The 9,140-nt window shown below is 68.1% G+C and carries 3 protein-coding genes; 2 read left to right on the top strand and 1 reads right to left on the bottom strand.

The window, feature by feature from the left end:
- Window positions 1-6,384: a non-ribosomal peptide synthetase gene (locus tag GD429_RS32910; protein WP_152863413.1), complete on the bottom strand. Its 6,384-nt coding sequence runs from the start codon at window positions 6,382-6,384 to the stop codon at window positions 1-3.
- A 319-nt stretch (window positions 6,385-6,703) separates the two neighbouring features.
- Here GD429_RS32910 and GD429_RS32905 point away from each other — a divergent pair, with 319 nt between their 5' ends.
- Both GD429_RS32905 and GD429_RS32900 read left to right on the top strand, forming a co-directional pair.
- Window positions 6,704-8,047 (top strand): MFS transporter, encoded by a 1,344-nt coding sequence (locus GD429_RS32905; protein ID WP_152863411.1) that lies wholly within the window; start codon window positions 6,704-6,706, stop codon window positions 8,045-8,047.
- A gap of 110 nt (window positions 8,048-8,157) precedes the next feature.
- On the top strand, window positions 8,158-9,027 hold the full coding sequence (locus GD429_RS32900; RefSeq protein ID WP_152863408.1) for a S66 peptidase family protein: 870 nt from the start codon (window positions 8,158-8,160) through the stop codon (window positions 9,025-9,027).
- The last annotated feature ends 113 nt before the right edge of the window (window positions 9,028-9,140 follow it).

Here is a 9,140-nt window from a genome sequence, read left to right as displayed (position 1 = left end):
TCAAAGGGCTTTGTCGAGGGTCGTGAGGTGCGAGCCGTCCGGCCCGGCGGAAATTCGCGCCCGTACGCGCGCTGCGCGGCGCACCGGCGTGGGCGTCGAAGCGCCCGCTTCGCGCGCGTCGGCCGCGAGCGCATCGATCCACGCGGCGAGCGCATGCAGCGTCGGCTGCATGAACATCCCTTGCAGCGGCAGATCGAGGCCCGTCGCGACACGCGCCGCGTTCAGCGCCTTGAGCGACGCGATGCTGTCGCCGCCGAGCGCGAAGAAGCTGTCGTGACGAGCCGGTTCGCGGCCGAGGACGCGGGCCCAGATGTCGGCGAGCATGCGTTCGGTGGGTGTCGCGGGCGGCTCGCGGTGAGCGTCGTCGACCACGGCTTCGGGCCGCGGCAGCGCGCGGCGGTCGAGCTTGCCGTTGACGGTGAGTGGCAGCGCATCGAGAACGACGACGTGCGCGGGGATCATGTGAGCCGGCAGGCGGGCGGCGAGATGACCGCGCAGCGCGACGGGGTCGAGCGCGTCGCTCGCCGGCGTGGCATAAGCGACGAGTCGTGCGTTACCGTGCGCATCGTCGTCGGCCACCACGGCGGCATCGCGTACGCCTGGGTGATCACGCAGCGCGGCCTCGATTTCGCCGGGCTCGATACGGAAGCCGCGAATCTTGATCTGCTGGTCGGCGCGGCCAAGGTAGACGATCTCGCCGTCGGCGCGGCGTCGCGCGAGGTCACCCGCACGATAGCGCCGCGCGCCTGGCGCGCCGTTCGGATCGGGGACGAAGCGCGCGGCGGTGAGCCCTGGCCGGTTCAGATAGCCGCGCGCGACGCCGGCGCCGCCGACGTGGATCTCGCCGGCGACGCCGTCGAGCACCGGCTCGCCATGACGATCGAGCAATTGCAGCGACAGATCGGCCAGCGGCTCACCGATCGGGCTGAGCGGCGTGTCGGCATCGGCGCGGTGCAGCGTGCGCGCGGTCACGTGGACGGTGGTCTCGGTGATGCCGTACATGTTGACCAGACGTGGGCGTGTGTCGCCGTAGCGGTCGAACCAGTCGCGCAGCGCGGCGGGCTCGAGCGCTTCGCCGCCGAACACGACCAGGCGCAGCGCGGGCAGTGTGCCGGGCTGCCGGTCGAGCAGGCGGAAGGCCGAAGGCGTCTGGCTGAGGACGGACACGCGATGCGTGCGCAGGAAATCAACGAACGCGAGCGGATCGCGGCTCGTCTCGAAGGGGACAAAGACGGCCTGCGCGCCGTGCAGCAGGGCGCCCCAGAGTTCCCACACCGAGAAGTCGAAGGCGGTGGAATGAAAGACGCTCCACACGTCGTGTTCGGCAAGCGAGAACGACTCGCGCGTGACGTCGAACAGGCGCAGCACGTTCGCGTGAGTGACGATGCAGCCCTTGGGTGTGCCGGTGGAACCGGACGTATAGATCACGTAGGCGGCTTGCGCGGCGCAGACAGAGCGGGGCGGAGCACGGCGATTGCCGTCGTCATCGTCGAGGCTGATCACACAGCGCGGCAGATGCTTGTCACGCGGCAGGCGTTCGAGCTCAGCGTCGGTGCCGACGATGGCGATCATCGCGCTGTCGTCGATGAGGAAACGCAGGCGCTCGTCGGGATAGGCGGAGTCGAGCGGCACATAAGCGGCGCCGGTCTTGAGAATGGCGAGCATGCCGATCGCGAAATGAATGTCGCGCGCGGATGCGAGACCGATGCGCAGCTCGGGGCCCGCGCCGAGATCGCGCAGCGTCCACGCGAGTGCATTGGCGCGTGCATCGAGTTCGGCATAGGTCAGCGAACCGGCGTCGCCCGATACGGCAATCGCATCCGGATATTGCGTGGCGATCTGCTCGAACGCATCGCACAGGTTCGCATGCCGCAGCGTCGACGCGATCGGCGGACGCGATGTCACCGGCCAGTCGCGCACGCCGACGACCGCCATCGACAGCCACGGCGCATCGACATCGGCCGCGATGTCGCGCAGCGCTGCGTCGAGCACCGCGACGTGCCGTTCGATCTGCGCCGCGCCGAACCGGGCGACGTCGTAATGCAGCGACACGTCGAAGCCGTCGCCGGCCGGGTCGCGCGCGAACTGCACGAGCAGCGGGAAGTCGGTTTCCTCGTGCGCGTCGAAGTCGACGACCGCGACGCCGGGCAGATCGAGCGCGTCGCGATAGACGTGGAAGTGGATGTAGTTGAACGCGACGTCGAACAGGCGGCCCGCGCCGGCTTCGTCGGCGATGGCGGCGAGCGGCAGGCGCTTGAGCGAGTCGATCTCGCGCTCGGCAGCGGCGACCTGCCGGATCAACCCGGCCCACGAACCGGGCGCGAGGCGTGCACCGAGCGGCACGCTGTTCAGAAACAGGCCGGTCGCCCGTGCGCTGAGCGCGTGATCGGGCCGGTTGTGGACGACGTAGCCCGTCACCGGGCAGTCCGATCCCGTCAGCATCGACAGCGCGCGCAGATGCGCGGTGAGCAGCTGCGAGCGCAGTTCGACGCCGAGCGCGCGGGCCTGCGCGGCGAGCGACGTCGACAACGGCTGCGACACGCGCAGGACGACGCGCTCGACCGTGCGGCGGCTGGTGATCCGGCTCGGATCGTGCGGGTCGCCGCCCGCGTCGGCATCGCCGGCGAGCAGCGTCGCGGGCTGCCGGGCTAGTCGTTCGCGCCACGCGCGGCGCAGCGCATCGTCCGCGAGCGCGTCGCGCTCGGCGGCCGCGTGCAATGCCAGCACCGGCGCATCGCTGGCGGCCTCGATGCGCGGGCCGCCGCACGCGTGGCCGATCAACTCCGTCATCAGCGTCGCGACGCTCCAGCCGTCGACGATCGCGTGATGAAAGCTCAGCGTGACGTGGATCGCGTCGTCGGCGACGCGATGGATGAACAGCCGCAGCATCGGGCCATGTGCGATGTCGAAATCGCGCCGCTGCTCGGCGTCGACGAACGCGTCGAGCGCGACGCGCTGCGCTGCGTCGTCCAGCGTGCGGCAGTCGAACACCTGCAGCGAGGCAGCGGCTTCGCGGCGGATCAACTGCAGCGGCGTCGAAAAGCCGTCAAGCGCGAACCCGGTGCGCAGCGTCGCGTGCGCGCGTGTGACGGCTGCGAGCGCGCAGTGCCAGGCGGCCTCGTCCCACGCGGGAATTCGCAGACGATAGCGGAACACGTCGTGAAACACCGCGCCACCGTCGCGCTCGCGATGAAACAGCATGCCGAGTTGCAGGCGGGACATCGGCAGCGCGTCTTCGAGGCCGTCGGGCAGCCGCGCGCGGTCGGCGTCCGACAGCAGCGCGAACGGCGCGGGCGCGGCGGACGCCGCCACCGGCGGCAGCGGGTCGCGATCGACCGCTTCGGCGAGCGCGGCGAGCGTCGGGCATTCGCGCAACTGAAGGGGCGACACGTACACGCCGCGCGCGCGGGCCTCGGTGACGACTTCGAGCGAATTGATGCTGTCGCCACCGAGCGCGAAGAAACTGTCGTAGCGGGCCGGTTCGCGGCCGAGGACGCGGGCCCAGATGTCGGCCAGCAGGCGCTCGGTGGGTGTGGCGGGCGGCTCGCGGTGGGTGTCGTCGACGACGGCTTCGGGCCGCGGCAGCGCGCGGCGGTCGAGCTTGCCGTTGACGGTCAGCGGCAGCGCATCGAGGACGACGACGTGCGCGGGAATCATGTGAGCCGGCAGGCGGGCGGCGAGGTGAGCGCGCAGCGCGACGGGGTCAAGCGCGTCGCTCGACGGAGTTGCATAGGCAACGAGCCGTGCATTTCCGTGCGCATCGTCGTCGGCCACCACGGCGGCATCGCGTACGCCTGGGTGATCACGCAGCGCGACCTCGATTTCGCCGGGCTCGATACGGAAGCCGCGAATCTTGATCTGCTGGTCGGCGCGGCCAAGGTAGACGATCTCGCCGTCGGCGCGGCGTCGCGCGAGGTCACCCGCACGATAGCGCCGCGCGCCTGGCGCGCCGTCCGGATCGGGGACGAAGCGCGCGGCGGTGAGCCCTGGCCGGTTCAGATAGCCGCGCGCGACGCCGGCGCCGCCGACGTGGATCTCGCCGGCGACGCCGTCGAGCACCGGCTCGCCATGACGATCGAGCAATTGCAGCGACAGATCGGCCAGCGGCTCACCGATCGGGCTGAGCGGCGTGTCGGCGTCGGCGCGCCGCAGCGTGCGAGCGGTCACGTGGACGGTGGTCTCGGTGATGCCGTACATGTTGACCAGACGTGGGCGTGTGTCGCCGTAGCGGTCGAACCAGTCGCGCAGCGCGGCGGGCTCGAGCGCTTCGCCGCCGAACACGACCAGGCGCAGCGCGGGCAGTGTGCCGGGCTGCCGATCGAGCAGGCGGAAGGCCGAAGGCGTCTGGCTGAGGACGGACACGCGATGCGTGCGCAGGAAATCAGCGAACGCGAGCGGATCGCGGCTCGTCTCGAAGGGGACAAAGACGGCCTGCGCGCCGTGCAGCAGGGCGCCCCAGAGTTCCCACACCGAGAAGTCGAAGGCGGTGGAATGAAAGACGCTCCACACGTCGTGTTCGGCAAGCGAGAACGACTCGCGCGTGACGTCGAACAGGCGCAGCACGTTCGCGTGAGTGACGATGCAGCCCTTGGGTGTGCCGGTGGAACCGGACGTATAGATCACGTAGGCGGCTTGCGCGGCGCAGACGGCGCGGGGCGGGGCGGTGCGATTGCCGCCGTTATCGTCGAGGCTGATCACACAGCGCGGCAGATGCTTGTCACGCGGCAGGCGTTCGAGCTCAACGTCGGTGCCGACGATGGCGATCATCGCGCTGTCGTCGATGAGGAAACGCAGGCGCTCGTCGGGATAGGCGGAGTCGAGCGGCACATAAGCGGCGCCGGTCTTGAGAATGGCGAGCATGCCGATCGCGAAATGAATGTCGCGCCCGGACGCGAGACCGATGCGCAGCTCGGGGCCCGCGCCGAGATCGCGCAGCGTCCATGCGAGCGCATTGGCGCGTGCGTCGAGTTCGGCATAGGTCAGCGAACCGACGTCGCCGGATACGGCAATCGCATCCGGATACTGCGTGGCGATCTGCTCGAACGCATCGCACAGGTTCGCATGCGACGGTACGGGCAGGGCGGTCGAACACGTCGCCCGTGCATCGCGATCCGCCAGCTTTGCCGGAACGAGCCGCGCATTCGCGTCGTCGAGCGCTTCACGAAGCACGTCCCGGAACGCATCGACGAGCGTCTGCGGCGCAAGCTCGCCGAAGCATGAATCGTTCGTGTCGAAGTCGACGTAGATCGGCCGTCGCGCGCTGAAGTCGCGCACATAGACGCGCAACGGATAGCTTTGCGCGGGCGTGCGCAGCGGTGTCACCGTCGTCTGCGTGCCGTCGAACTTCGCATCGTAGTCGTGCCGCTCATACGACAGGCTCACTTCGAACGGCAGCCGGCCCTGGTCGCCCGACACCGCGTCGAGCGGATAGCGCTGATGGCGGAAATCGGCTTTCAGTTGCGTGCCGATTCGCGCGACGAGCGCCGCGAACGTGTCGGCGGGCGTGGCCGACGTACGCAATACGCAAAAGCCGAGAAAGAGTCCGATCGTCTGCTTGTCCATCGCGGTGCGACGGTTCAGGATCGGCAGGCCGATCGCGAGGTCGCGGGCGCCGACGACGCGAAACAGCGTCGCCTGCAGGACCGCCGCGAAGAAATGAAACGGGCTCGCGCGCTGCGCGTCCGACCACGCGTGCAGCGCGGCGGTGTCGGCCGCGCTCAGCGCGAGCACCGTGCGGCGGTTCGACTGCGACGTCGCGCGCGAAAAATACTCGCTGTCGTATGACGCGAGGCGCTCGGCCCAGTAGCGCCGCGACGCGTCGCACTTGTCGGAAGCAAGATATGCGCGCTCGTCGGCGAGCATCGCGTCGACGCTCGTCTCGTCCCACGGCTGCGGCGCTTCGCCCGCACGCATCCGGTTGTACGCGTCGCAGAGGCGCGCGTAAAAGAGCGACGTGCCCCATCCGTCGAACAGCGCGTGATGGAATTTCGCATAGGCGATGTGGTCGTTATCGCCAACCTGTATCAGCACCATCCCGCAGGCGATCTCGCGTCCGTCGGTGGCGAACGGGCGATTCGCGAAATCGTCGTCGACGAAGCGCTGCGCAGCGGCCTGCGGATCGGCATGCGCGCGCAGGTCGAGCATCTCGCGCGCGAAGCCGGTGTCGTCGTGCGCGATCTGGTGCTGGCCATCGTCGCCGTCGTGTAGCGACGAGCGTACCGCCGCGCTGTGCTGTGCGACGAAGTCGGCCGCGCGCCAGAAGAGATCGGCGTCGAGCACGCCGACGATGTGCGCCAACGCGCCGATGTGCGCGAGCCGGTGGTCTTCGTGGATGTTTTGCGCCGACAGAATATTGCGCTGTGCTGCCCGTAGGGGGTATTTCATCTCGCTGCCCGCCGTAGATGGATTCGCTTTCGAAAATTATTCGGATGCCGATACATTGCGACGTTCGATTGCGCCGGAAACCCGCGCAGCGGATGCGGCCATTCTCAAGTGACGGGCATTAAAACACCGCGCCGGCCGAGCGTCTGTCCCCCCAACGCCGGACAATGCACGCGGCGCCCGTCATGCATTCCCATGACAGACATCGGGCGCCGCCGGTGTTCTAATCCGGCAGGCCGGTTCGCGCGCCAGATGCGCGAACGCCGAATCCGACGCGTTCGCGTCGCGCGAGCTTGATCGCGCTCAAACCGGGAAGGACTGCATGTCGACGGGTCGTCGTTTCTTTTTTTTCTGGCTGGGCGAATCGTCGATGCAATGCGCCGCCGCGCTGATGTCGTTCGCACTCGGCGTGTGGGTCTATCAGCATTCCGGCTCGGTGACGGCTTTCTCGAACACGGTGATCGCAGCGACGCTGCCGTCGGTGCTGATCCTGCCGTTCGCGGGCGGCCTGGCCGACCGGATCGACCGCAAGCTCATCATCGTGTCGGCCAACGCGGCGCTCGCGCTGCTCACGCTGCTGCTGCTCGCGCTGTTGTTCGCGGACCGGCTGCAGCCGATGCACTTGTATGCGTTCAACGCATGCGCGTCGGCGGTCGGCGCATTTCGGACACCTGCCAATCAGGCGTCGATCAATTCGATCGTCTCGAACGACGCGCTGACGCGTGCGAACGGCCTGATGGGTATCGGCAAGAACGTGTCGACGCTCATCGCGCCGCTGCTCGGCGGAGTCATCATGGGCGGCGCCGGCCTGAATGCGGTCTTCACGATCCATTTCGTCGCGAGCGTCGCGGCGATGCTGTGCGTGCTCAAGGCGCTGGGGCATCCCGGCGCGGCATCCGTCGAGCCGGTGCGCGCGGACCGGCCGCTGCGGCGCGATGTACTGGCGGGTATCGCGAGCGCGTTGCGCTTCTTCGAAGCGGAGCCGCTGATGCTCGGACTGCTCGGCTACATGATGATCCAGAGCGCGCTGATCTCGCTTGCGACGATGATGATCGCACCGCTCGTGCTCGCGACTCATTCGAGCGCGCAGCTCGGGCTCGTCTACACGTCGGCTGCAATCGGTGGGCTCGCCGGCATGTCGCTCCTCGTCGCGACGACGAATCCGCGGCGCCTGATGCTGATCGTCGTGTGCGCGGATGCGGTGCTGTCGCTCTGCATGCTGTCGATCGGCCTCGTGTCGGCCACGTCGTCGTACTGCGCGATCGCGTTCGTCGCGCTGGCGGCGGGCAGCGTCGCCGAAGGGTGCGCCAGCGCGCTGTGGCTGCGCAAGATCCCGGCGCGCAACAAGGCCAGCGTGCTGTCGTTCGTCAGCATGCTGATGATCGCGACGATGACGGTCGTCGTCGCGGTGGGCGGGTTCGTCGTCGACCGGGTGCTGGAGCCCGCGCTGTCGGCGGGCGGGACGTTCGCGCAGGCGGCGAACGCATGGCTCGGGATCGGCAAGGGTGGCGGCGTCTCGCTGTTGTTTGTCGCGGTGGGCGCGACGAGCGTGCTGCTGTGCGCGTGCATGTTCGCGCATCCGCGCATGCGACGGATCGACCTGCTGGTGCCGGACGATCGTTCGCTGAATGTGATCGATGTTCGGGAATTGCCTTCGGCGGAGTGATCGATGTGAATCAGGAGTCTCGGTATCGACGGCCTAGCTCGCACGTGTGAGCGGCTCGCGAGTGGTATCAGGTATATTCAGCGGGTTCTTGTCCTCACGGTATCCGTTCAATGGAATCAAGACGCAAGACAGTGTGCGTCGTCGCGCCCGCAGGTGTGCCCGATCCGCAAGGAATCGAGCGCGGCATCGCGCTCGTCGAAAGCTGGGGCTTCAAGGTCACGACGAGCGCACATCTCGGCAGCCGGTACCGCTATTTCGCCGGTACCGCCGAGGAGCGCGCGCACGATCTGCGGCGCGCCTTGATGGATCCGTCAATCGATATCGTCTGGCTCGCGCGAGGGGGATTCGGTTGCGCGCATCTGCTCGAGCACCTGCCCGACGAGATCGCGACGCCGAAGACGATCGTCGGTTTTTCCGACGCGACGTCGCTATTCTGCGCGCTTGCAGACCGGCCCGGCGTGCGCTTGTTGCATGGTCCGACATTCCACAGCCTGGCGACCAAGGTCGACGACGCGACGCGTGCCGACATGCGCGCCGTGCTGACCGATGGCAAACGCGCGCCGCTGAGCCTGCGGCATTTGTCCGGCGCCCCTGGTGCGGTGCGGGGACGTCTGTGCGGCGGCAACGTGACGGTGCTCGCGAGCGTCGCGGGTACGCGCTGGTCGCTTCGCTCACGCGACGCGATCGTACTGCTGGAGGACGTGACGGAATTCGGCTACCGGCTCGACCGCAGCCTGACGCAACTGCGTCTGAGCGGCGCGTTCGACGGGGCCCGCGCGTTCGTGCTCGGGCAATTCACGCGCTGCCCGATCCCGGACGGCGCGGATTTCACGCTCGAGCAGATGCTTGTCGACGTGCTGGGCGGCTTCGGCCTGCCGATCTACTCGGGTCTGCCGATCGGACATGAACACCGCAACATCACTTGGCAATACGGCAACCAGGCTGCCATCGAGAACAACGCGATCCGGTTCGTCGCGTAACGTCGAATCTAGAAGGACAGGAACGCGTATTCAAAGCCGGCTGTCCCGGGCACGGGCACAAGGGTGCTGTCGCAATTATTTTATTTTACATAATATGTATGACCAACATTTTT

It is taken from the genome of Burkholderia sp. BE17 (assembly GCF_009362305.1).
GTDB classification, from domain to species: domain Bacteria; phylum Pseudomonadota; class Gammaproteobacteria; order Burkholderiales; family Burkholderiaceae; genus Burkholderia; species Burkholderia pyrrocinia_C.
This window is presented reverse-complemented; position numbering and strand designations above follow the sequence as displayed.